This window comes from Shewanella halifaxensis HAW-EB4, from assembly GCF_000019185.1.
Classification (GTDB): domain Bacteria; phylum Pseudomonadota; class Gammaproteobacteria; order Enterobacterales; family Shewanellaceae; genus Shewanella; species Shewanella halifaxensis.
In genome coordinates, this window is sequence record NC_010334.1 from 839,033 (window position 1) to 863,091 (window position 24,059).

Annotated in this window: 20 protein-coding genes and 1 tRNA gene; 4 read left to right on the plus strand and 17 right to left on the minus strand. The window is 41.1% G+C overall.

The window, feature by feature from the left end:
• The first annotated feature begins 138 nt into the window (after positions 1 to 138).
• Positions 139 to 223 (plus strand) — tRNA-Leu (locus SHAL_RS03485).
• 184 nt (positions 224 to 407) lie between these two features.
• On the opposite strand, the gene SHAL_RS03490 is transcribed toward SHAL_RS03485, so the two are convergent.
• The 13 genes from SHAL_RS03490 to SHAL_RS03550 all read right to left on the minus strand — a co-directional run bounded on the left by SHAL_RS03490 (position 408) and on the right by SHAL_RS03550 (position 16,832).
• Positions 408 to 1,346: a helix-turn-helix transcriptional regulator gene (locus SHAL_RS03490; protein WP_041415825.1), complete on the minus strand. Its 939-nt coding sequence runs from the start codon at positions 1,344 to 1,346 to the stop codon at positions 408 to 410.
• Positions 1,347 to 1,778: 432 nt separating this feature from the next.
• A complete protein-coding gene (gene pyrI / locus SHAL_RS03495; RefSeq protein ID WP_012275811.1) occupies positions 1,779 to 2,237 on the minus strand; it encodes an aspartate carbamoyltransferase regulatory subunit in 459 nt (152 codons plus the stop codon).
• Positions 2,237 to 3,169 (minus strand): aspartate carbamoyltransferase, encoded by a 933-nt coding sequence (pyrB, locus tag SHAL_RS03500; RefSeq protein ID WP_012275812.1) that lies wholly within the window; start codon positions 3,167 to 3,169, stop codon positions 2,237 to 2,239. Before pyrB ends, pyrI begins: the two co-directional genes overlap by 1 nt.
• A gap of 164 nt (positions 3,170 to 3,333) precedes the next feature.
• Positions 3,334 to 4,641: an MFS transporter gene (locus tag SHAL_RS03505; protein ID WP_012275813.1), complete on the minus strand. Its 1,308-nt coding sequence runs from the start codon at positions 4,639 to 4,641 to the stop codon at positions 3,334 to 3,336.
• Positions 4,642 to 4,669: 28 nt separating this feature from the next.
• Positions 4,670 to 5,611 (minus strand): DMT family transporter, encoded by a 942-nt coding sequence (locus SHAL_RS03510; protein WP_012275814.1) that lies wholly within the window; start codon positions 5,609 to 5,611, stop codon positions 4,670 to 4,672.
• Between the two features lie 770 nt (positions 5,612 to 6,381).
• Complete coding sequence (locus SHAL_RS03515; protein WP_012275815.1) at positions 6,382 to 7,611, minus strand: RidA family protein; 1,230 nt, start codon at positions 7,609 to 7,611, stop codon at positions 6,382 to 6,384.
• 165 nt (positions 7,612 to 7,776) lie between these two features.
• A complete protein-coding gene (gene argF / locus SHAL_RS03520) occupies positions 7,777 to 8,781 on the minus strand; it encodes an ornithine carbamoyltransferase (RefSeq protein ID WP_012275816.1) in 1,005 nt (334 codons plus the stop codon).
• A gap of 84 nt (positions 8,782 to 8,865) precedes the next feature.
• Complete coding sequence (arcC, locus tag SHAL_RS03525; protein ID WP_012275817.1) at positions 8,866 to 9,807, minus strand: carbamate kinase; 942 nt, start codon at positions 9,805 to 9,807, stop codon at positions 8,866 to 8,868.
• Positions 9,808 to 9,858: 51 nt separating this feature from the next.
• Positions 9,859 to 11,079 (minus strand): arginine deiminase, encoded by a 1,221-nt coding sequence (locus tag SHAL_RS03530; RefSeq protein WP_012275818.1) that lies wholly within the window; start codon positions 11,077 to 11,079, stop codon positions 9,859 to 9,861.
• Between the two features lie 296 nt (positions 11,080 to 11,375).
• Entirely contained in the window at positions 11,376 to 12,608 is a 1,233-nt protein-coding gene (locus SHAL_RS03535) for a serine/threonine protein kinase (protein ID WP_012275819.1), read from the minus strand.
• Positions 12,609 to 13,418: 810 nt separating this feature from the next.
• Complete coding sequence (locus SHAL_RS03540) at positions 13,419 to 13,937, minus strand: YdhW C-terminal domain-containing protein (RefSeq protein ID WP_012275820.1); 519 nt, start codon at positions 13,935 to 13,937, stop codon at positions 13,419 to 13,421.
• 4 nt (positions 13,938 to 13,941) lie between these two features.
• Entirely contained in the window at positions 13,942 to 16,161 is a 2,220-nt protein-coding gene (locus tag SHAL_RS03545) for an aldehyde ferredoxin oxidoreductase (RefSeq protein ID WP_012275821.1), read from the minus strand.
• 29 nt (positions 16,162 to 16,190) lie between these two features.
• On the minus strand, positions 16,191 to 16,832 hold the full coding sequence (locus SHAL_RS03550; RefSeq protein ID WP_012275822.1) for a 4Fe-4S dicluster domain-containing protein: 642 nt from the start codon (positions 16,830 to 16,832) through the stop codon (positions 16,191 to 16,193).
• A gap of 399 nt (positions 16,833 to 17,231) precedes the next feature.
• On the opposite strand from SHAL_RS03550, the gene SHAL_RS03555 reads away from it, so the two are divergent.
• The 3 genes from SHAL_RS03555 (at position 17,232) to SHAL_RS03565 (ending at position 18,409) form a co-directional block, all read left to right on the plus strand.
• Positions 17,232 to 17,552, plus strand: a complete 321-nt coding sequence (locus tag SHAL_RS03555; protein WP_398364916.1) for a hypothetical protein — start codon at positions 17,232 to 17,234, stop codon at positions 17,550 to 17,552.
• Positions 17,553 to 17,636: 84 nt separating this feature from the next.
• Complete coding sequence (locus SHAL_RS03560; protein WP_041415826.1) at positions 17,637 to 18,005, plus strand: adhesion domain-containing protein; 369 nt, start codon at positions 17,637 to 17,639, stop codon at positions 18,003 to 18,005.
• A gap of 20 nt (positions 18,006 to 18,025) precedes the next feature.
• Positions 18,026 to 18,409 (plus strand): hypothetical protein, encoded by a 384-nt coding sequence (locus SHAL_RS03565; protein WP_012275824.1) that lies wholly within the window; start codon positions 18,026 to 18,028, stop codon positions 18,407 to 18,409.
• A 59-nt stretch (positions 18,410 to 18,468) separates the two neighbouring features.
• Here SHAL_RS03565 and SHAL_RS03570 read toward each other — a convergent pair whose 3' ends face one another.
• The 4 genes from SHAL_RS03570 to SHAL_RS03585 all read right to left on the minus strand — a co-directional run bounded on the left by SHAL_RS03570 (position 18,469) and on the right by SHAL_RS03585 (position 24,053).
• Positions 18,469 to 19,593 (minus strand): site-2 protease family protein, encoded by a 1,125-nt coding sequence (locus SHAL_RS03570; RefSeq protein ID WP_012275825.1) that lies wholly within the window; start codon positions 19,591 to 19,593, stop codon positions 18,469 to 18,471.
• A gap of 102 nt (positions 19,594 to 19,695) precedes the next feature.
• On the minus strand, positions 19,696 to 21,360 hold the full coding sequence (locus tag SHAL_RS03575) for a flagellar assembly protein A (RefSeq protein ID WP_012275826.1): 1,665 nt from the start codon (positions 21,358 to 21,360) through the stop codon (positions 19,696 to 19,698).
• Between the two features lie 185 nt (positions 21,361 to 21,545).
• On the minus strand, positions 21,546 to 22,571 hold the full coding sequence (locus SHAL_RS03580; protein ID WP_012275827.1) for a methyltransferase: 1,026 nt from the start codon (positions 22,569 to 22,571) through the stop codon (positions 21,546 to 21,548).
• A 171-nt stretch (positions 22,572 to 22,742) separates the two neighbouring features.
• On the minus strand, positions 22,743 to 24,053 hold the full coding sequence (locus tag SHAL_RS03585) for an alkaline phosphatase (RefSeq protein WP_012275828.1): 1,311 nt from the start codon (positions 24,051 to 24,053) through the stop codon (positions 22,743 to 22,745).
• Between the last annotated feature and the right edge of the window lie 6 nt (positions 24,054 to 24,059).

Consider the following 24,059-nt stretch of genomic DNA (forward strand, 5'->3'; position numbering starts at 1 on the left):
CGCTTATAGACCTTTGAGTGTGAAAAACACCCAGTTGATACAAAACTCAATTCAAAGTGCTTGCCATTCATCAGCTGGTAGGTATAATTCCGTTCACTTACTGAGGTCGAGAAGATTTCTTTGAGTATTGTTGATAATGCCTGAGTGGTGGAATTGGTAGACACGTCGGATTCAAAATCCGATTTCGAAAGAAGTGACGGTTCAAGTCCGTCCTCAGGTACCATTATCAACAAAGCAACCTGCCATCGAGCAGGTTTTTTTATGCCTGTAAAATGCTTAGTTTAGCCTCTTCAGCTGTAATGGCTCAGTCCTGAGGTAATCCCCCCATTTTGAATTTAACGCCTCTGACGACACCAGCCAGAAGCTTATAGTCTTTCAAGTCATAGGAAGTGAGCATTCCTCACTAATTAAGTTGATATGTCAGATCTAGTCGGGATTAATGCAACATGCTTGTTAATTTGTGTTTCTACTATACAAGATGTTTCTATCCCACTTCTCATATCCATATGATTAATTCTGTATTGTTTTGGTGTAAGTTTCATTAGCTCTTTAAACTTAGTGTTATAACTCGAGATCGACGTAAACCCTACTTCTGCACAAATATAGGAAATGGAGTTGTCGGTTTTAACCAGTAACCTTGCCGATCGTCTAACTCTCTGTTCAATAACATATTGCCAAAAGGTAATGCTCATATTGGCATTAAAGAAGCGTGAGAAGGTACTCACTCCCATGTATATGTGGCTAGCTACCATTGCGACCGTTAGTGGTTCAGTAAGGTGTTCTTGAATATAGCTAATGCATGTATTAAGTTTATCTTCAATCTTTTTGACATGGTTTATTTCAATATGATCTTTCAGTAGGCATTTCATCGGTTCGTGTTTGGATAATTTGTCGAGTATACCGAGAATGTTCAATATCTGAGAAAAGTCAAAGGAGTTGTCTATCAGGTTGAATACTTTACCAATTTCAGTTATTTGCTCCCCTTCATATAATAATCCATATCTGGCGTTCTCCAACATAGACTTCACCTTAGCGAACTGCTGACTGTCAATGAAGGTCAATCCCATCCCATTTAATCTGAAGTGCAGTACATCACAATCCAAAGTTTTATTACGATACGATGATTTGGTATCTAGAGAAAGTCGGAATGGGTTAAAGGGGGCAAGCAGGACAATCTGTCCAATATTAAGTCGGTAATGAGCATTAGTCAGGTGTAAAGTACATCCCGTTGTTTTGGGGCGTATTAACACATAATCAGCACCAAAAATCATATGCTGTGTTGCGGATAATTTTTGCAAATCAAATACAACGAACTTGGGAGTATTAGAAACGATCTTTGTAGGCATAAATGCTTATCTCATCAATTCAAAAAAATTACCGTAGCTAAAGTTATGTATTAATATTGAATTTGTGACATTAGCACTGCCTGCATTTAATTAATACGGGGGAAGATCAAGCTTTGCTGGGAAAGTTTAGAAGTGGCAAAGAGAATTTGTTGGAAATCGTTTGATTACTTCGACGAAGTTTACTAACTGGTTCTATCTATTTTCTTTCTTTTGGTGCCAGTTGCTTATATTGGTTGCCCATTTCAGTGGTGACCTTGGCGGATTGTGTGAGAGCCTGAGGCTTATAAGCAACTGACTCTTCAAGCTAGTCCCTGTGTGTTGGTTAGTATTGAAAACTATAGACTCGCCCTTGGGTGTCGACCCAAATAAAAGGCCACGATATAGAAATCGCGGCCTTCATTTGATAAGTGATAAAGGCTGATTGATTAGCTATTAGCGCAGCTCTTGAAAGGATGTAGCTGTAAATGATTTTTCACAGTAGTGACATTTTAGCTTCACTGCAACGGGCTCTTGCCTGATGCTAAAGCGACTATCAACAGGTTCGTTATGGCAAATACAGTTACTATTAGGGCAGGTTAATACACCTGATATTTGTTCAGGTAATGCCAGCTTAAACTTTTTAACAACTTCGAAGTTTTCGATCACGTTAATGGTGGCCTGTGGCGCGAATAGAGATAGCTGATTAGCCTCCTTTTGATCAAATACTGTATTTTCTATCTTGATCAAATCTTTGTTTCCACCACTATAAGTCGGTAAATTCAAGCCTATTGTAACGCGTTGTAGCCCTTTACTGAGTTCAAAAAATTTCAATATTTTGATACCTTGGCCGGATGAAATATGATCGATTACAGTACCTTGTTCAATAGCTTCTACCTTGAGATGTTTTTTCATCACAGGTCTCCAAATTCATTTGTTAAAACTAAGGTGAGTAGAGCTTGACGGGCATATACACCATTTTTTGCTTGTTGGAAGTAATATGCATAAGGTGTGCTATCAACATCAGTGGTGATTTCATCGACTCTAGGCAAAGGATGTAGGATTTTTAGATTATCTTTCACACCCTTAAGCATGTTTGCAGTTAGAATGAAGCTAGATTTTAAGTGTTGATATTCAGTTTCGTCAAAACGTTCCTTCTGTACACGAGTCATATACAAGATATCTAGGCTATCCATAATTTCATCTAACGTTTCATGCAGAGTATATTTGCATCCTTTCTCTTTAAGTTCATCGATAATATAGTCCGGCATTAATAGTGCTTTAGGAGCAACAAAATGAAATTCACAATCGAAAAGGGATAAGGCCTGAGTTAAAGAGTGTACCGTGCGACCATATTTTAGATCACCGACAAAAGCCACTTGTAACTTCTCTAAGGTACCTTGTGTTTCATAAATGCTGAATAAGTCGAGCAAGGTCTGAGTCGGATGCTGATTCGAACCATCCCCTCCATTAATAACGGGTACCGATGAAAACTCACTCGCAAGGCGAGCGGCACCCTCTTGATTATGACGAATAAAGAAAGCATCGCAGTAGGAAGAAATTACTTGTACCGAATCGGCCAAGGTTTCACCTTTCTTGCCTAATGAAGTGTTACCTCCATCCGGAAAGCCAATAATGCTTCCCCCTAGCCGTTGTACTGCAGTCTCAAAAGATAGCCTAGTACGCGTCGAAGCCTCAAAAAAACAACTTGCGACAACCTTATTTTTCAATAATTCAGGACGTGGATTTTGTTTCAATTCGTTTGCTGTGGCAACAATAAGCTCAAGTTCTGAACGAGACAGATCAGAGATCGATATTATATTTTTATTATAAATAGTATTAGTCATATAGTAAGTCTTCTATTTCGATGCGTAGAACGAGGTGAATATTACTCGCTTCGTATAGCCGAGTGTCGGTTTTGTCACAAACTGAGAGCTCAATGCAAAAAAGTAATGAATAAGTCCTCTCAGGTACAGCTAGATTGCTGTAGAACAGGGCTACTCCTTAAGTGTCATTGTTTATACGATTTGAATATTGCAATAAATGTCATCAATGCAATTAACATTAAGTAAAATCCAGGGGCGTAACTTAATCCTGTTACTGCAATTAAAGTTGTAGCGATAAATGGTGCAGTACCTCCAAATAGGGCATTAGCACTATTAAATGATAGAGCAAATCCAGTGTATCTGACGTTAGTTGGGAACAGCTCACATAAATAGCAAGATAAACAGCCATCATTTAATGCTAGAAAGGCGCTAAATAAAATTAATACTAATGTCATTTGAAAAATATTTGCAGATTCTAATATGATAAATATTGGGATAGACAAACATATGAAACAAAGCGAAGCTAACATAAGTAATTTTCGCCTGCCAAATTTATCGGACAACTTACCAATGCTAAAAACAAATAAAATGTAGAAAGCTAATACTATCGATGATATTGCGAAAGCCGTAGTATCTTTTACCTCTAAATGTACTGTCATATACGTTGGCATATAACTAAGTAATAAATAAAATCCCAATGCATTCAAACTAGTCACAAGAAAACCTAATAGTAATGGCTTCTTATGATGTGCTAATATTACTTGTAATGGAATTGGTGATTGTTTTTCTTTATTTTCTTCTTTAAATTTTACAAATTGTGGTGAATCTTCAATCTTAACTCTAATGTATAAACCAATTAATCCAAATGGCGCAGCTAATAAAAATGGGATGCGCCATCCCCATTCATGCAATTGTGCTGATGATAGAAATGCATATAGGATAGATATAAATATCGAACCAAATAACAGTCCTGCTGCAGCGCTGGCTGGGACTATGCTAGCATAGAAACCTTTTTCTTCCTTAGGAGCGATTTCGGTTAGAAATGTTGCTGCACCAGCATATTCGCCTGAAGCTGAAAATCCTTGAAACATTCTGGCAACTAACAGCAAGAGAGGTGCCATTATACCTATACTGTTATAGTCAGGTAGTAAGGCAATACAAAATGTGGCGCAAGACATAATGATAATCGACATTGAAAGTGCTGTTTTTCTACCAATCTTGTCACCAATATGCCCCCAAAATATCCCTCCAAGGGGGCGAACAATAAATGAAATAGCAAAAATAGCAAAAGTAGCCATTAGGGCGCTAGTTGTATCGTAATTAGGAAAAAATGATACAGCAATAATGGTTGCTAAAAAGCCGTATGATGCATAATCAAACCATTCGACGAAATTACCAATAAAGCAAGCTGTTGAAGCTCGCTTTAAAGTTGTCTGTTCAGTATCATTTGATACATTAGGCTCAATAGTCAGTGAACTAATATGAGATATCATAAGTTATCCAGCTTCTTGTGATGGATTATTATAGACTTGCTGCCAATCTTTTTTTCTTGGTATTTTGTAGCAAACTCACGACCATTTCACTTACCCCTCCAATAATAATCAGTAAACCGCCTACCATCTGCACTCCTGACAGTGGTTCAGTGAATACGAGAATACCAATAATTGAAGCGACTACACATTCCCAATATGAGATACAAGCAAATTCAACTGCTAATAGATTTTTAGTTGCAATGGTACAAAGAGATAGTGCACCGAAACCACAGACTAAACCAATCCCTATCCACCATACCCAATCACTACTTGTCATTTGTGAAGTGGAAGGATTGGTAAATAAAAATAGAGAACAAATACCAATTAGTGCGAATAAAAAATTCCAGAATGAACGAACATCACCGGGGACCTCAGTTCTATATCTTCCTAAGAATAAAAAGAGACCATAACCAACACCAGAAGCTAAACCAAGCATATCACCGATGAAAGTATCTTTTGAGAAACTCATGCCAAATGAAATACCCTCTGGTGTAAAGTGGACTAACCCAACAATAAACATCATTCCAATGAATACAAAGGCTATTGAGAATATGGTAATAGGCTTAAGAGGTTCTTTTAAAAAAATAATGGCTAACACAGTCGAGATGATAGGGCCAATATAGATAAAGAAAACTGCATTTGCTATTGACGTGAGCTGAGTTGATGCAACATAAGCAGATAAGCATACACCCATAAATATACCACTAAATACCATGGAAGGTGATAGTTTATATTTTTTCAAGTCTCCGATTCGATTTAAAGATTTTAGAATGATAAAAAAAAGTATCATACCGAATAGCATTCTAGAAAAAGCAATTACATCACCTTGTGCATCAATATTTCGGGCAAAAAAACCAACTAACCCCATTAGGGTTGCAGCCCCGAAAGCACTGGCAAAACCAACATGTTTTGCATTTTTTAAAAAGTTCATGGTGAATCCTTATAAAATGTAAATGTTACTTTCTGCTCACTTATCAAAAACACTGTTATGAGAGTATATTGCTATACCCTGTGTCTAAGTCATAGCGTTACTCGATAGAGAGGTTTAGTTAAATGAAACTTAATCGTTTCTATTGCAATATGTAATAATGCCTTTACAAATAACCTCGAACTTATTTAATCGGTTGTCTGTTGGGTTTAATTTGAATATTGTGTTCATGTGTTTGAATAGTGGTTGCTTTTCTTGTTGATATCTTTGATTAATAGTGACTATATGTTTTGTTGTATTTATTTAAATAAGCAACTGGTAATTTAAGTTTATTTTACGGTGTCCAAAAATAAACCCGTTGTTATCTAAGTCAGTGCTCTAATCTAGGTTGTTTCCTCTCTAATAATGAACTGAAACTCTCTATTGTAACGTGTAGTCTATTTTTACCTTTGTTATTTAAGCATTTTATGCATAAGCATCTAGATAGATATCGAAATCATGCTCACTATTAATGGAATTCTGCTCGAGTTCAATATAGTGTGCGCTCCTAAATATTCCGTTGAAAGTTAATAATGTATTTTCTTGATTTTATTATGGAAAATCTATTAGGTTGCGCGTTTTGGTGTTGATGGGATTGAGCTTAAATGGGCTGATTTTTATCATGTGATCGTCATTTAAACTATTAACAATAAAACTCAACCCAAGTCTTTGTAAGTTGAATTCAACTTACAAAGACTGAAGACTACCCATCAGTAATCATATGCCTGTCATGTCTATGGCGGTGTACCTTCACAATTAGAAACAACGGCATCAATTTGTATTAAAGCATCCATAGGGATAGCTGAAACGCCAATGACTGTTCTTGCAGGAAGATCACTCTTAAAAAATGTGTTGTAAACGTTGTTTACAACATCAATATCTGCAATATTTTTAAGTTGAAGATTTATTTTTACGATATCGTCCATAACGTGATCGACACTTTTCACAATTTCTTGGATATTTTTTAAACATTGTTTAGCCTGTGCTGCTACATCACCAACGATTATTTTATTAGTTTTCGGGTCTAAAGGTAGTTGACCTGAAATATGATTGTAATGAGAAAATGCGACAGTATGTGAGTATGGCACTTTTGGTGCATGTTCCGTATTGCTTGCTTCTATGATAAGTAGACGGGTATCTTCAGGAAGTTGTGGTGGGGTACCATCTCCATGTGACACAGCAGTATCAATTTGTATTAAAGCATCCATAGGTAAAGCTGAAACGTTAACTATTGTCCGTGCAGGAACATAGCTTGGGAAAAATTTCATGCAAACTTTGTTTACAGCTTCAATATCCGAGATGTTTTTAACGAATATGGTTGTTTTTACTACATCGTCCATAACGTGGTCGATACTTTCCAAAATCGCTTTAATGTTGTTTAAGCACTGCTCAGTCTGTTCTTCTATCCCCCCCATTATCATTTCACCTGTTTTTGGATCGATAGGTAATTGAGATGAAAGATTATTATAATGAGAAAATGCGACAGTTTGCGAATATAAGCCTTTAGGTGCATTGGCTGTGTTTCTTGATACTTTAACCAGAGCACAGGGGGCTTGTGGAGCTGTACCTTCTCCGTTTGAGATAAGTGCATCAATTTGCACTAAAGCATCATTTATTGGTAAGGCTGCAACTGCAACGACCGTCCGTGTAGGAAGGGGGCCTTGGAAAAATTCGGTATAAATTTCGTCTATATGATCAATATCTGAGATATTTTTAACGAATATATTGATTTTAACGACGTCGTCCATAACGTGGTCGATGCTCTCTACAATTGCTTTAATATTTGCTAAGCATTGCTTCGCTTGATTTTTTATACAGCCAATTACAATTTCACCCGTTTTAGGATCGATAGGTAATTGAGCTGAAATATTATTGTAATGAGAAAAAGCGACAGTCTGTGTCGATACAGCATTTTTTGGTGCATTTTCAGTGTTTCTTGAAAGCTTTATGATATCGCTACTCATTTTATATTCATCCTTTTGTAACAACGTATTTATATTGATTTAGTTGGCAGGTTCAGTCGCAAACGATGCGGAGTTAAGGAGCCCGAACCTGCTTTACGCTCTATTACGTCTAAACATATGTTAGCAATGGCGCTAAAATTGACTCTTGTTTAGCGCCTTAGTGAATTAAGCCCCTAATGTGGCCACCATCACAGCTTTAATGGTGTGCATGCGATTTTCAGCTTCATCAAATACGATTGAATGATGGGATTCAAACACGTCATCGGTGACTTCTAAGCCTTTCATGTTATAGGTTTGTTCGATCTCTTTACCCATAGTGGTATGCTCATCATGGAATGCGGGTAAGCAGTGCATAAACTTAACTTGAGGATTACCTGTCTGCTTAATCACGTCCATATTCACCTGATAAGGTGTCATTACGCGAATACGCTCAGCCCATGCTTCTTTTGCCTCACCCATAGAGACCCAAACGTCGGTGTAGATAAAGTCCATACCTGCAACACCGGTTTCAACATTTTCGGTTAGCACAATCTTGGCACCGGTTGTTTCTGCTATATCAAGACATTCCCTGACTAACTTCTCATCTGGCCAGTATGCCTTAGGCGCTACTAAGTGGATCTCCATGCCCATTTTTGCGGCACCTACCATCAGTGAATTCCCCATGTTGAAGCGTGCATCTCCCATATAGGCAAACTTGATCTTGTTTAACGGAGTGCCTGGTAAATGCTCCATCATGGTCATAAAGTCAGCCAAGATCTGAGTTGGGTGGAATTCATCAGTCAAACCGTTCCAAACAGGAACGCCTGCATATTGACCTAACTCTTCTACGATTTCCTGACCAAAACCACGGTATTCGATGCCATCATACATACGGCCTAACACTCGGGCGGTATCTTTCATGGATTCTTTATGGCCGATTTGCGAACCGCTTGGGCCAAGATACGTCACGAATGCACCTTGATCGAAAGCTGCTACTTCAAAAGCGCAGCGGGTACGGGTTGAGGATTTTTCAAAAATTAGTGCTATGTTTTTACCCGCTAGTTTTTTTTGCTCAATGCCAGCGTACTTGGCTTTTTTAAGATCAATTGATAAATTAAGCAGGAACATGATTTCAGCAGGTGTATAGTCTAATAATTTTAGAAAATTACGATTTTTTAAGTTAAAAGCCATGATTAATATCCTTAATAATATTGAGATTTTAATTCCAGCAGAGAAATGGTCTGCTGGATTAACTGAGATGAAATTTAACGCACTTTAAAGCTTGATGTTATTTTTTTTAGCAACAGGTTTTTCGGTAATTAATGTGCCTTTAAGACCTTTTAAAATCTGCGAACCATCGGCAAGGCAACCGATCCCCACTTTACCTTTTGTGGCATTAACAAATTCACATGCGGCATTAATTTTTGGTCCCATAGAGCCCGCGTCGAATTCCATTTTTTCCAGCTGTTCCGGTTGGGCATTACTCAATGCCATTTGCTTATCCGTTCCCCAATTAATATAAACTGCGTCAGCATCAGTTAAAATTAATAGGGCGTCGGCGTTTATCTGTTCCGCTAAAAATGCTGCAGAGAGATCCTTATCAATCACAGCTTCAACACCTAGCAGTTTTTTATCTTTGCGGACTACAGGTATTCCACCGCCCCCAGCACAAATAACTAAACTACCATGGCTGATTAATTGCTTAATACTTGCGGACTCAATAATATTTAGCGGCTTTGGAGATGGCACAACCCGACGGATATAATCACCATCATTTTTAAACTCCCAGCCTTTTTCAATTGATAATACGTCGGCTTCCACTTTGTCGTAGACTGGGCCGATGTATTTAGTTGGCATCAAAAAGGCCGGATCCTTACTGTTTACTTCAACTTGGGTTAGCATTGTTACAATGGATATTTCTGGAAGCGCATTTTGTAACTCTTGCTGTAACATATAACCGATCATCCCCTGGGTTTCTGCAACCAGAATATCCAGTGGGTAAGGCTTCACTTGTTTGTAATCAGAATTTTGTAAAGCCAGTAGACCAACTTGTGGTCCATTACCATGAACCAGCACTACATTCCAATCTGCCGTGAGTGCTGCAATAGCTTTAACGGCAGATGCTATGTTTATGCGTTGAACATCAGCTTCTAGAGGTTCGCCTCTACGTAACAGGGCATTGCCACCAAGGGCAACAACAAGAGTCGGTTTTGTCATTTTTAATATCCTAACTAATATAAGTAAATAAATAAGTGAACAATCAGTTAATTAAATATTGTCACGTTCGAGTGGACAGCTCATGCAACGGGCACCGCCCCTTCCTCGGCCGAGTTGATCTCCTGGAAAACTCAGTACCTCAATGCCGGCCTCTGCATATTTATCATTCGTTAGAGTGTTACACTCATAGCCCACAACAACACCTGGACGGATAGTCAGCATATTATTGGCATCATTCCACTGCTCACGCTCCTGACCATATATATCGCCGCCAGTGGTAATGACTTTGATATCACTTAAACTCAATGCACTCATTATTGCTTGCCGATATCCCGCTTCCTCTTTGATATCTAATTTATCGTTAACACCTGGGGTGAGTGTCCAGCAGCGTGTTGAATCATTAATAACGGCAGGATAGGCCGAGAAAACATTGATATCGAGTTGAGTTAATACTGTGTCTAAGTGCATGCAAGCACGATCTTTGGGTAATTCAAGCACCACGACTTTAGTTGCCTGGCCTGTTTTAAATAATGAACGTGTTAATGCTTCAATACCTTCCGGTGAGGTTCTTTCTGAAAGCCCAATTAAAACCGCACCACGCCCAATAATTAATACATCCCCACCTTCAATAGTGGCGTTATCGTAGTTCACGTTTTCATTACCTAGGTAGTAATTGAAATTTTGTTTTTCAAACAGTGGGTGCCAACGATAAATGGCTTTTAAATTATTTGACTCACGACGACGGACAGATTTAGCCATAGGGTTAAGTGAGACCCCATTATAAATCCAGCACGATGTGTCACGAGTAAATAGGTGGTTAGGAAGCGGCTTTAGAATAAAATGTTCCCAGTCATAAGAATCGAACAAAGGTTTAAAAAATGGCTCCGGAATTTCATTATAAGCCAAACCGCCAGTAAGATATTTAGCTATCTGCTCATTGGGTAATTCACTAAGCCAAGATTTTACACTGCTCGCTAAACTTGTTCCCAAGCGATAATTACTGAGCTGAGTATCGAGTAGCCATTGACGAGCTTCTGGTAATGCTAACGTTTCAGCTAATAATTTATTTAAATATAAAACATTAACACCTTGCTGCTCTAATATAGTTGCAAATTGCTTGTGCTCTTCTGCGGCTTTATCTACGGAAAGCACATCGTCAAACAATAACTCGTGACAATTTGATGGCGTTAACCGTTCAAATGCCAGATTATCATAATGCAGTAGTACACTGCGTAATTGACCAACTTCTGAACCCACATAATGATTAACCATGATCTATTCTCTTTTTATAGGCTAAATTAAGTAATTCCAATATTAAACAGGTGCGATGAATTTTCGTCTTTGTATGACTTAATTCATGACCTTTTATATATTTTGCCTGATTCCTCCGAGGTTAATATCGGAATTACGCTATGGTTTAACGGAATCCTGCTAGTGGGGAGTTAAGTTTTAAGTCAAATATACAGTGTTAAAGAATATATATTTATTATTGCCATGTGAAATTTACATAAAAAAGGCCTCAAATAAAGAGGCCTTCAGTTTCAATATCTATTCTCTAATATCGAGTATTAATATTCCCAATGTTCGATGTTATGAGCCCCTTTGAATTGGTTTGCAAAGTAGTCTTCACACGTACCTTCACGAAGTACGTCAGCGGTAGCACAGTGTAAACCGCCACCGAAGGCGTAAGCATCACGTAAGTTAACAGGAAGAACGTTGAAACCAAGCTTATCGAACTGTTCCATCTGAGCGGTTTCAGTCGCTTCAACACACACTGTCTTATGGTCAAGGATCAGAGTATTCATAGATAACCAAGTGCTTGAGTAACATAGTGGTGGTGGCGTATCCCAAGCAGGCTGAGCTGCTTCTACGATTTGCCAATCATTCTTTTCAAAGATCTCACGCTGACCGTCGAACAGAGGACGATGTGGGTTCAACAACATCAAGCCTGGACGTAATGGACAGAATGTTGCGTCAATGTGTATAGGGTGGTTATCTTTAAAGCTTAAAGTATGAACGCGATATCCCTGTGGCTCATACTTACGCTTGATCCAGCGAATACCCGCTAGGTTAGTGGTTAAGCCATGCTGAACGAAAATATCTTTACCTAGACGCATAACATCAGCAGCATCAAACAAAATATCTGTTTCTCTGGTTGAATATTCCTTACGGCAAGAGCGTGCCATTGTCTCTTCATCAGAGAGGAACTCATAAGCTGCCACATAATCCATACGGAAACTATCATCAGACAAGCGAGGACGTGGTGCTTGCTCTATTAAACACTCTTGATCTGATTCAAAATATTCACGTAGCAAATCGGTAAACGCTAAATATTCAAAGTAACGGCTGCGGAAGCTCATTGGTGCCATTAGAATACTCTTACCCATAGTTAATAGGCAGTCACGAGGAGGCATAACACCGAAACCAGAACTGATAGAGAAGTCAGGCGTTGTAACACGGGCATTCCAATCAACAGCACCTGGGCGGTCGACAATAATACCGCGACCTTCAAGCAGTTTAGCGAAACCATTTAAGCATTCGTTTGCTTGATCAATACTCTCTTGAGTGCGACGACCGGCTTTACCACCGCGCATTGGTGAGTCAGCAGGAATTTTTTCGTTACTTGCAGGGCATGCTTCAGGAATATACTGATTGTCTGCGATACCAACAATCACGTGCTTTAGTGGGTCAAAGTCATTATATGATTCAACTTTAAGTCCTTTGCGGACGTGAGGAACACCAGATTCTTTACGCTCTAGTGGTGCTGAAGCATTCGGGTATAGATCATTAGAAACACTCATTACAAACTCTCCAAGAGAATGAAACATGATAATAAAATAGTTGGTTAATGCATATCACTGGACTATTTGCCGTTCCTGTTTGGCAATGAAAAAATCCATCCATACCAGCATCTTAATTTGGTGCTCTATGGCTTTTTCCAGTTATATGACAATATATTGCGATTGAAATGGTGATTCTTTTTAACCCTTTCAATGGTGATTATAATTACCTTTAAACCCTAATGTTAATATCGAAATCATGCTTACTATTAACGGAATGCTGCTCGGATATGAAACGTTAGTGATGCAATATATGACACGGTTTTTTTGAGAACCGATGGGTATCTATGTTTTGTTGCACACAAAGTTATTTTCCTATGAGGGTGAGTTTGTTTCCCTACTTTCATTGCTAAAACTGTAGTGGTTTAGGATGCTATATACTCTTTATAGAAATAGACTATATATACTTATGGATGTTAAAGGTTAATAGGTTTGAAAGTATTAACTAAAGATAGGGGTAGTGATGTTGTATATTGAAATAGAGTGAGGTTGACTTTTAGAGTATCGATGGGTTTATATTTTATCTTGCATTTATCCAACAATTATTTTTATTAGGTGGATTCACTGTCTAACTGTAGATGAGTATATACTTTACCAGAACAGATTCAGCTTTGTTAAATCGATTAGTATAAAAAACAATTTATTCTTATTTTTTTCAGTTCCATTCCATCAACAAAATATTTCCCCCACAGTTACTGATAGATGATTGCAGATATTTTATCTGATTGCGTTGCTAAAGAAGCTAGGCATGATTGCCTAGCTGCTGTTTGACTATACCGACCACTCGAATGGATCGTGGTTAGCAAGTACTTGGGCATAAGTACTTGTGATGTGCTGCAACGAATAGTAGTACCCCGCACCGTCTTTGCCCTTTTGATAGGCTATATCATTACAGTGGCTTGATTCACCGAGTTGTGTTGGCAGCAGTTTTAATTCTGCTGTCGATAAGCTATAAGGTGCATGGCTAAAGTTGTCCTCAGGAACCAGCTCACCCAATGCCGAGTAACGCCTAATATATTCAGCCATAGTGAAGGCTAACTTACCCTCATTAACACCTAGCCATTGCTTAGCGTAGCTATCGACTATGTATCTATCAGAATAAAAGTAGCTCTGAGAGTCTCCATCCATTAGCTTGATATCCTTATACTGAATATCTTCAACAAGTTTCAGGTACGCAGCTTCTGGATCATCAATCTCTAGCTCTAATCCAGCAATTGCAATCACTTGATTGGCCGTCGCTAGGCGGCCGTGTTCACTCAATAAGCGAATAAAATCGACTAAAGATTCCATATGCTTATGCCGGTAACAAGCCTAAGCTTTCAAGTTTGTCTGCAACGTAACCTAGCTTGAACTTCTCTAGCGTTGCACGAGTGGGCGTCCCAGTTTCTCTGTCCCAGCCCATTTCGGCATAGAAAAGGTCTAGACCAAGCTGCATATCTTCACGGCCCATTTTAATCGTGCCTTCATCACCAAAGACTTTGTCAGGATCTAAGTCGTAAACCCACTCTGTTAGCACATCATGTTGATTGCGCTGATCCATCTCCTGCATCTGAAGGACTGAAAGTGCTCTATGAAGTTGTAAGATCCCCTCCGCCTTGTCGTCAAGTTCTTGCTCACTGGTTTGGATCCCGGTAACTAAGCTAAACATTTGTGACTCAATTGAGCTATCGCCTTGATAGTCTTTCTTGGCATCGGGCGAAACAATCAGAGGGAACATCCAATTACATAATGTTAGCGAGTCATGTAAGACGTTTTTAACTAAGCACCATTTGGCAAATTTGGCTTTTGCAATATTCATTGGTTTATAGTGTTTAACTGGGTCAAACGCGCCCGCGCCCCACATTTTGTCGGCTACCTCTGAGATCTTGCCATAGGGTAGGCCGCAGTTAACCAAGTTGATGTGTGAGTGACACTGAGGATCTCGGTTAAATACTGTATTGAGTAGCGCGCCAACTTGCCCCGCTGTTTCACTCGCATGGTGGGTTCCACCAACCATAGAACGGTTGAAGACTTTGACGCCTTTATCGAGGAATACGCTGTAAGTTTTACCTAATAAGCCATAGGCTGCATCGCTCTCAAGATTAAAGCTTAGCTTCGCCATACGCGGTGTCTCAACGCCGTTGAGAACATCTTGGATGTTGTAGAGCTCGCCCTCTTCGTTAATAAACTCATGCACGCCTTTACCGAGGAAGCGCCCAAGAATGTTGGAGCCGTTATATTGCAGACCAAAGGCGAGACGAGTATAGAAATCTTCCATAAAATGGGCGTCGAGATCTTTTTGCTGTTGCCAGTTAATCGCAGCAAATTCTTGTGCTGGTAATAGCTCTTTCCAGAAATCACGGGTGATAAACTCCCGCATAATATGGGATAGCTGGCCGTAAGCACTCCATACGCCGTAGTTATCCATGTGGTAAGCACCAACTGTTTGAATATCTGTTCTTTTTTCAGAGTTTCCAGGTAGGCCCATTACATACCAAGGGTCGAGGAATCCCATGCAGGTATTGGAAATATTGTCGGTTGGCAGCTTGTATTCAGTCTTCATTTTCGGGTTTTTAACTTCGCAAAAGCAGCGAATAGGGCATGAATGACAGCCACTCGGACGCTTAAAGATTTTATTTGCTTCTTCACGGCCGAAATACATTTCAGCCATTGAGGTGCGCATCCCCACTTTTTGGCGATCATTCCACGGCGTTTCACCAACATCGACAGGATTATCGGCTGCGCCCCATTTGACGCCAGGTCCGCCGCGCCAGCGACTAATACTGGAGCTATACTCAGCCCAAGTCTGAGGTTGGTGAGGAACAACACCTTGGTTGTTTGCACCAATAATGCCTAAGATATGATCATCTAACTTCCTGAGCTGTTCATTGTTAGCGACTACATTCACTACACCGCTACCTATGACGCCGATGGCTTTGAGTTGTTTTGAGCCTAATACTGCCCCATGGCCGCCTGCAGAGTGACCACCTTGTGTTTGAATAGTTGACTGAGAAACTAAGTTTTCACCCGCTGGCCCAATAGCAGCAACTTGGGCTTGCTGTCCCATCATTTTGGCCACAGCGGCAAAAGTATCAAACATACCTTTGCCCCATATCGTATCGGCAGGCTCTAACGTGACTTCATCGTCTATTATTTTTAGCCAAACTGGGGTTGGTGATTTACCTTCAATGATAATCGCATCATATCCAGCATATTTTAATTCGGGCGAAAAATGACCACCAAAATGGCCGTCAGTTATTAAATGCTGTCTAATTACAGGACTTCTAGAAGTAATAGTCGTTCTTGCTGAACATATAGCTCCTGAACCACTTAATGGTCCAGCAGATATAATTAATCTATTTCCTTCATCTGTGGCTTTAATTCCATCCTTATGGTTATCCCATAATACTTTATAACCAATGCCCATCCCGCCGATATAGTTGTGGTATTTATTTGTACTTTCTTTTTTTATAATATTGTTTGTGAGGTCTACACGTAAGACATAACCGGCCCAACCGCCAAATTCGGTATTCATATATAAGTCCCTATGACATTTATAAATAGTTAAATTAGTTTTAGATACTTTTCATGGTGCTCAACTTCAGCGACAGCTTCTTCCCATGTATAAAATTTAATTGCACCAGTAGGGCAAACTTCAGCACAGTTGGGTTTACCTTGGCAGAGGTCGCACTTTAATGCTTTTTCAGTGAGCTTATCGATTGTAATAACTTGCTGTGGGCAGTTTTCTGCGCAGTAGCCACAGCCTATACAAAGTTCTTCATCAACCACACGTGCACCGGTAGCTTCATCGATTGAAATGGCTTGTTGAGGGCAGGCGGCCATACACACATTGCACTGTCGGCAAGTCTCTGGAACGATAGTGCCATCGCCTTCTTCACCTCGCTGTTGATGGTAATTATCTTGTACACCATGAGGGCCAAAATTGAGGTTTTTGACAACTTTAATTCGAGCTGTATTTGGGCTTACAGCAGATTTGCCATGGCTCCAGCTACAGGCGATTTCACAGCGCCTACAGCCCACGCAAAGTACAGGATCAACGACCATTAAACCGCCAGGTAAAACTTCTATTTTTATATTGTCATCATCGCTATTGCAACCTGTAAGGAAGCTAACCAAGGACCCACAATAAACTGTCCCTACAGCGACCTTGGCTCCATTAGAAAGAAGTGCTCTCCTTGTAATCATTTTTGATTTCCTCTTTAGTAATATAAAATTAAAAATGTAATTAGGGTGTTTATTTTGGGCTTTGAGTATTTACTAACTAATAATTGAACAAATTGATTGTGGTCACAATTAACCAATTGGCGGTTTTTATCTTTAAACTATACACCTTGTGTCACAGATGGTTTTTTTGAATTCTAATAATTGAAATATTGATTTTGCATTTGAATTTAGATCTTGTTTTTATGAGTTGTATAGGTTTGTTCAAATAAATGCACTTAATGCTAGCTAAGTTGAGTCTTGTCACAATAATATTTTAATGTATTTATTATTGTTTTAGCTGCAGGTTTAATTACTTTTTATTAATATAATGTCGCCATCAGTGAAGCCAAATCATTAAAGGATCAGCTAGAGTCAGTTAATATTAATGAGAAACTAAATGTTTCTGTTGATTTTTATATTAGTAATAGTAATGGGGTGGTGGTTACTGGGGTAGAGAAACTCGGCTCTATTCCCGCTTTAGGGCTAGGTATTGCAAAGCTTGGCGAGCTGCAGCGTAGAGTGAGACCATTTAATGGCAGTAATGATGCTATCGAAACAGAGGTCTTAGAAAATGAACTTGAGCCGCAGTGGACTCGCTACATTAACAGGCTAGTACAACCCGGTGATGTTGCTGATAACGAGCTTGAACCTGGCTGGAACAAACAGAAAGTCCCTTCAGTGGCAAGCATTCGCAAGTTGTGAACGTCAAAATAAAAGGGCTTTAGTTTGGCGATCGCTGCAGAGCCAAAGTGATTATCGAACCAGAGTGAAAAGGAGCGAATCAATATGAATAATATCAGCTTTACAACTAGCTGGGGAAGCTTGCTAACCTTTAGTCCCCCAATGACTGCTGCGGCGGTGCGAGCGCTTGGAATAGAGTGTAGAGAGTGGCAGGGATTTGCCGATCTCGATTTTGACTCTGCAAGTGTTCTCGCACAAAAATGTGCGATGCGGTTACCGACATCCTCAGAGCTCTATGAGCTACACCTATGGATTAATCAGCAGTCTGAGCAGGATTGGCCGCCACATAATATTTATCGGTCTTCTACAACTATTAGCGATGGGACTCATTATTCAGTCCGGCTGCATAACGGCAAGTCATACAGTATTGATGACAATTACTATGGCTTTGTTTCTTGTGTTAGTGACTCATAAATTATTGCTAGGAAACTACTATGAATGAAGTAACCTTTGAAACCAGTTGGGGGGCAAAATTAAGCTTCTCTCCTATAGTGTCAAAAGCAGTTGCAGATACATTTGAGATAGAATCTGATGAGTGGCAGGGCTTTGCTGACATGGATTTTCATAGTGCTAACGGTTTGGCTAAAAAGCTAGGTAAACGATTACCCACATCCACAGAACTACATGAACTGCACCTTTGGCTAAGCAAAAACAGCGATTGGAGCTGGCCGACGAGCGCGAACGCTTATTGGTCGTCAACACCATCTCGTTTAGGTGGGCATTATGCGGTGTTATTGTGCAATGCGAACTGTGTTTGCAACAGTGATGAACGCCATTGTTATGTTTCGTATGTTAGCTCTGAAAGCGTGCCTTTATGAATCATCAATTTAAAAAGGGCATACAATAATGCCCTTTTTTATTGCCTTAACGGTAGCCGTTAGCTCTTTAAGATCTCTAACGGTAGCGCCAACATCTCATCGCCGCTGGCGGCGAAGTACCAGATGATGCCAATGAGGGCACCAACGGTTAAGAAGTACCAAACTGCTGAGAAAATCTGCCCATATCTATCCAATGGCAGAAGATGACTCTGGTGACGGGTTTTCCACTCAAACACAATTTCAGCACTGCCAATAAGCAGTAAGAAACCGAGTAGGGCTAGACCCAATGAGTAACTGATATAGACACCAACGGCGGCGCCAAGAATACAGGCCACCAATCCCATCTTACTGTTCATCGAAAAGCTGATGCTTTTAAGGATATGACCACCATCGAGCGGTAAAATAGGCAACAGATTAAATAGATTGAGTAGGGCGTTAAACGTGGCCAAACCGGCAAAGAATATATTACCTGTTATCCAGTAAGCGACGAGTGATGCTAGAGACATAAATAGACCAAAAGTCGGTCCCATGATGGAGATCACCACATCTTGCCAGCGAGTATTTATCTTCTCATCACTTAAGGCGAGGCCGCCCATAAACGGAATCAAGTAAATGCCTTTGGTTTTCATACCGAAGTATTTCATTGCGCGAATATGGCCATACTCATGGAAGACTAAACAGGCGATAAGCGCCAGTGCAAATTGGAATGAAAATAGCCAAGAGTATGCGGCGACACTCGCCCCAGCCAAAAGCACCTTAATCATCTTGGCACTCTTTAGCAGTTTAAAGCCCAGTGATGCGAGACCCACCACACTAAATTGTCTCTTCTCTGGGATGGGAGTCGTAGGCGTTTGGCGTTCAATATCTTTAGTGGTGCGCTGACCCGTAGTCATCACCTCACCGTCTTTTAGCAGCCGGTAGTCAATGATAAAGGGTTGCCACTGTAGGTCGGTTTCAAGGGTGATTGTGACTGTCTGAGCAGGCTCTGATTCGGCATCAATCGCCGCCACAAAAGCGGGATCTTGAATTGATAGCTCAAAACTATGGCTCTTTAGGCCTTCGTTATCGGGGCTGGCTTGAATAACTGAGACTAAGGTGTCGCCCCAAAATAGCTGTTGCCATCCTGCCAAAGAGCCTTCAAGGCGCAGCGGTTTTCCAAGGCAATCGATTTTCAATAATTCCACGTTAAATCTCAAAGAAGAAAAGTAGGCTAATTATGCCGTGGATCTCCAGCTTAAGGAAAGTCGAAAGCTGTCGAACTTTCCTGAGTAGGTAATAATTAACCGTTAATGGCTGTAATCGAAGTTTATTTCTTTATTCTGGTTCCTAATACGGCAAGGTCCATGCTCTCTTTGGGTTCGTTGAAACGCGGTTCCTATATGGAGTTCAACATTGGAGAAGACGTGTTTGCGCGCATCGATGTAATAGTGCTTGTAATAATTGTCCACTTCCATCTTTAGTGTGTCATATTCGAGCTCTTCTTGTGCCCTTATTGCGCTTATTCGGCGCTTTTCATCAAGCATCACTGTCACTTGTTCTACCATCATGGCGTCACCTTGCCACTGTGTCTTTGGCGGCAGTTTTCTTAGTTGAGCCTCGATATTTAAACCTGCGACAACCATCGATTTAATACTTTGATCTAACTGCTTGAGTTGTTCTTTCAAATCAGTCAGCTCCATGGCGCAAAAGACTTCTGTCTTTGTGTCTGCAGTCGCACCTAGTGCTACAGCTTTGATACCTTTATTCGCTTCAGCCTTGCCGCCAACAAGATCGCCACGGCGGCCGCTGGCATCACTCACTATCAGTTGCTGCTCTGTCTTGGTGTGACTATGCAAAAGCTGTTTGGTAACGAGGATATTGCCTAGAGCGTTAAGTTGGGAGTACTGCACGAATTGAGCGCTGATCTGACCTTGAGCGGTTAACTTAGTCGATAAACTTAAGTCTTTAAGTTGGCGGCCAATGATCCCTTTACTGACGGTGATATCGCCTTTAGCCTCTAAGGTGGCTGAATCGACAAAGCCCATTACTGTTATATCACCTTGGCTTTTTACGACCATACCTTCGCCCACATCGCCAGTAATCAACACACTGCCTTTAAAATCGACATGACCAAAGCCAACATCGACATTTTTTATCTGCAGTACATCATCGACCTGCATTCCCGATGGCGTTTCAACGGGTTGCCCTGCAACGGTAGCGATGAGTTGGTTAGGATCATCTGGGCTGAACTCAGTGCCGTTGCCTGCGGTGAATTTAATATCTTTGCCTGGCTTAGCATTTAGCTTTTCGCCATAGACGTTGTAGCCGTCAACGCCTTGGGTTGCTGGGTGTTTCACGATGAGCAGGTTGCCAGGCTTGACCATGATAACTGCGCCGAGATTACGCATATCGACGGTGCCATCGCTATTTTGTTGCGGTTGTAGCAATCGCTCCCTAGCGAGGGACACTTTTCGATCTAGTTTAGCTGAAGTGCCGTTCACAGCGGCTCGACCATTAGCGATAATGCCATGACACTTTATGCCGGGTAAAAGGGTAGCAAATTCGGTAAGTAGCGCATCAATTTTGGCCTTGCTAAGCCCCATGCTAATGCGTTGTAGCTTTAGGTTTCGCAGTACATCTCTAAGCCCTAAGTCTTTGCCTCCGAAGGCTGCGGTCAATATCATGCTGGCCTGCATTTTATCGCTGGAGACATCGAAGCTTATTTCGGCGTCACGCCTTTCACCAATTTCAAAAAATAGCTCAATTTTACCCTCATCTTTCGGGTGCAACTGGTTGACTTGAATGACCGCTTGGGTGATCGCTGCCTGTAAAGGGCCCAAACAAGAGAAGTCAGGTAGAGCCAACAGTTGTCGTAGGTCATCCTCGGTGATCGGTCCATGGAGGCTGGGGACGATTCTTAACTCGGCTTTTTGGTTATCTTGACTAAACTCAATGAGCTCTGGGCGTAACATAAAAAACCCCGCTGTTTTTTTATTATTTTTATTAATGCAATAGGTATAAGAGACTGCTTAGCGAGTATAACCATATAAAAGCTTGGTTAAAAAGCGTCTGTGATAAATAGTGTGAATCAAGGGCGTGAGATAAGGGCTCTAAGACATGATAGAGCTCATGCCATAGAGCTGATTTTTGCGGGTAGTTATTTTACGTTGGAATAAATTTTGTATTTATTGTTCTCGGCAGTGACATCAACTGAACCAAAGTGTTCTGCTATGGTGTCTGAATAAGGCAGATGGCGATTTGCGACAATATGGAATAACCCGCCAGTGGTTAGGTTTGCTGCACTGTCTTTTACAAAATTAGTGGCGATGTTAGTCGTGCTAGCGAGGCCATCATGAAATGGTGGATTGGAAATAATACCGTCATAGCGGCCAGCGGCTTGTGCTAGGCCATCAGATGCGAAGATTTTGGCATTAAATCCATTGGCTTGTAGGGTGAACTCGCAGGAGGCTAGTGCCATCGCATTGATATCAACACACTCAAGGGTTAGCTCAGGCTGAGCCTTGAGTAATGCGGCGGCAATAACGCCTGCACCACAGCCAAAGTCGAGTACTTTGCCGCGCATTTTAGGTAGATTTTCAAGTAACAGTTTTGTGCCTTCATCAAGTTTTTTCTCGCTAAATACACCCACTAAATTACAGATGGTTACCTGTCCTTGTGGGGTGTCGAGTTGATATCGGCTTATCCAGTCAGTTAGTTTTAATGTCGGAGCAGCTGCATTAAGCTCACTTAAAAATACGATACAGTGACGGGCATTATCGGCTTTAAAGGGTTTATCAAAGTAACTTGGTAACTGTTTAGGCAGAGACTTAATGCCACCTTTATTTTCCCCCACGACGATAAGCTGGCCTTGAGGCTTAAGGTGTTTTGCCGCCAAGTTAAATAGGTATGGCGCTAACGCTTTGGCTTTTGGAAAGTACACAATAACCGTATCGAAACTCTCATCATTGGGGAGTTGATGGCCAAAGTGGAGTGTTAAATTAGCCGCCGCATATGGCTGCATCATCAAGTGATGATGATAATCTAATGCTAATCCACATACGCTGCGGGCTGTATTCAAAAGCTCTTTGGGTAGATGGTCGCCTTCATAGTTAAGCACCAATACAGATTGGTCTTTGACTAAATCACGGTTTCTGAGAAGGACTTGCGAAGCGTTGGTTAGCATGAGTATTCAAGGTCGAAGTTTAATTGTCTGTAATTATACCCAAACCGCCTTCGAATGCGAGTTTGGCACTCTTTTGCGTGTTGACGAAGATTGGATAGGTATAAAAAAGACCGCAGATGACAGCGGCCTTTCCTGATTTAAGTGAAGCGTATTAAATGATAAGCGTATTGACTACGGCTGCTCCTGACGTGGCAATAAACTCATCATTTTTTCGGCGATATTGGTATTGTCTTGATTGCCTTTAAACAGATCGGCCGCAGGGCCCGCGGCAAAAACCTGTACATCGCCACCCGTGTGACCACTGGTGGTCCAGCCGGTGAAGCTACGACTATCGATAAGCTGTTTTAGGCTGGTTTCGAGTGCGACCTTACCTTGCATACGCGCATTACTCAGGCGCTGCAATTCATCTTGCTTGAGTTCAAAGCCTAGCTGTTGACTCACAAACGCTTGCCAATCATCGATGGCGATCGCTTGCTCTGCTATGGTAGCAGGGCTTGCTTGAATACCTTGGAGTAAAGCGGTATCCCAAGCATATTCGCCATTGGCTCCGATAGAGAGGCCGCCGGTATTATGATCGGCAGTAATAACCATCAAGGTGTCTGGGTTAGCGCGCACAAATTGCTCGACAACTTCGATGGCATTGGCAAAGCCATGCATCTCGCCCATGGCGCTGGCGATATCGTTGTTATGCCCCGCCCAGTCAATTAGGCTACCTTCAACCAGTAGTACAAAGCCTTTTTCGTTTTGTGACAGTAGCTCTAAGGCCTTTTGGGTCAGCAAGCTTAACTGAGCCGAGTCTTGTTGATCGATAACCCATGGCATCTGCACTTCGGCAAACAGACCTAAGGCTTTACCTTGGGTTAGCGTATCGAGCTGGCTAAGCTGGCTAATATGCTGGTAACCCTTGGCGGTAAATTGTTCAAGTAACGCTTCAGGGAAGAACTTCTGTCCCCCACCGAGTATGACGTCGGTATCAGAGCTTAAGTAGCTTTGCGCTATTTCGTCGTAATTACGACGGCTTTCATTATGAGTAAGAAACGCGGCGGGGGTAGCATGATTGACTTGAGAGGTGACGGCCACGCCAGTTGCCATGCCGCGCGCTTTAGCCATCTGCATAATGGTGGTTAGCGGGCGCTTGTCTACGTCAACCGAGATGGCACCGTTATAGCTCTTAACGCCAGTGGCAAGCGCCGTCGCTGAGGCGGCAGAATCAGTCACATAACCACTTTTCCTTGCTGGATAAGTCGATGCCATGCCGACAAGTAACCTATCAAAAACAGTTTGCTCTATCTCTTCGGTATCAGGATTATCTTGGTAGTAACGATAGGCACTGGTGTACGCCGGGCCCATGCCATCACCTATCATAATAATCATATTCTTAGGGCGTGATGGCGCATCGTGAATATCGACGTTAGCCGCTGCAAATAGGGGCAACAAAACTAGGGCGCTAATGGTCCAAGTGAGTGTTTTTGTTAAGTTCATGCCGGA